The following is a 1,699-nucleotide window of genomic DNA, read 5'->3' as shown; positions in this document are numbered from 1 at the left end:
CTTCGTAAGGAGGTGATCCAACCGCAGGTTCCCCTACGGTTACCTTGTTACGACTTCACCCCAGTCATGGACCACACCGTGGTAAACGCCCCCCTTGCGGTTAAGCTATCTACTTCTGGTGCAACCCACTCCCATGGTGTGACGGGCGGTGTGTACAAGGCCCGGGAACGTATTCACCGTGACATTCTGATTCACGATTACTAGCGATTCCGACTTCATGGAGTCGAGTTGCAGACTCCAATCCGGACTTAGACGTACTTTATGAGGTCCGCTTGCTCTCGCGAGGTCGCCTCCCTTTGTATACGCCATTGTAGCACGTGTGTAGCCCTGGTCGTAAGGGCCATGATGACTTGACGTCGTCCCCACCTTCCTCCGCTTTATCAACGGCAGTCTCCTTTGAGTTCCCGACCGAATCGCTGGCAACAAAGGATAAGGGTTGCGCTCGTTGCGGGACTTAACCCAACATTTCACAACACGAGCTGACGACAGCCATGCAGCACCTGTCTCACAGTTCCCGAAGGCACTCTCGCATCTCTGCAAGATTCTGTGGATGTCAAGACCAGGTAAGGTTCTTCGCGTTGCATCGAATTAAACCACATGCTCCACCGCTTGTGCGGGCCCCCGTCAATTCATTTGAGTTTTAACCTTGCGGCCGTACTCCCCAGGCGGTCGATTTATCGCGTTAGCTTCGGAGCCCATCACTCTAGGCAACAAACTCCAAATCGACATCGTTTACAGCGTGGACTACCAGGGTATCTAATCCTGTTTGCTCCCCACGCTTTCGCATCTCAGCGTCAGTATCTGTCCAGAAGGCCGCCTTCGCCACCGGTATTCCTCCACATCTCTACGCATTTCACCGCTACACGTGGAATTCTACCTTCCTCTACAATACTCTAGTTAACCAGTTTTAAGTGCAATTCCTAGGTTGAGCCCAGGGCTTTCACACCTAACTTAATTATCCGCCTACATGCCCTTTACGCCCAGTCATTCCGATTAACGCTCGCACCCTCCGTATTACCGCGGCTGCTGGCACGGAGTTAGCCGGTGCTTCTTCTGTAATTAACGTCAATTGATGCACCTATTAGATACATCACCTTCCTCATTACCGAAAGTACTTTACAACCCGAAGGCCTTCTTCATACACGCGGCATGGCTGCATCAGGGTTCCCCCCATTGTGCAATATTCCCCACTGCTGCCTCCCGTAGGAGTCTGGACCGTGTCTCAGTTCCAGTGTGGCTGGTCATCCTCTCAGACCAGCTAGAGATCGTCGCCTTGGTAAGCCTTTACCCTACCAACTAGCTAATCCCATATGGGTTCATCAAATGGCGCATGGCCCGAAGGTCCCATGCTTTGGTCTCTCAACGTTATGCGGTATTAGCAGTCGTTTCCAACTGTTGTCCCCCTCCATTCGGCAGATCCCCATACTTTACTCACCCGTCCGCCACTCGTCATCAAGTGCAAGCACTCATGTTACCGTTCGACTTGCATGTGTTAAGCCTGCCGCCAGCGTTCAATCTGAGCCATGATCAAACTCTTCAATTTAAAGTTTGATGCTCAATAACTGTCTCTGACATAATTCAAATGAATCTTCAGTGTCACTTATCAAGACTTAATTTTTTGAGTCCGTAGACTTTTAATTTTTCGTCTCGTAAGTGCCCACACAGATTGTCTGTTTCTTCTTTTTAAAGAGCTGACAGC

At 50.6% G+C, this 1,699-nt stretch carries 1 rRNA gene; it reads right to left on the bottom strand.

Going from position 1 to position 1,699, the window contains the following annotated elements:
• Positions 1 to 5 precede the first annotated feature (5 nt).
• Positions 6 to 1,543: ribosomal RNA gene (locus B6D18_RS12290) — 16S ribosomal RNA — on the bottom strand.
• Positions 1,544 to 1,699: the final 156 nt, after the last annotated feature.

This window comes from Gilliamella sp. A7 (assembly GCF_002142015.1).
Lineage (GTDB): Bacteria > Pseudomonadota > Gammaproteobacteria > Enterobacterales > Orbaceae > Gilliamella > Gilliamella apis_A.
Note: the sequence above shows the minus strand (reverse complement) of the source record. Positions and strands in the feature narration are given on the sequence as shown.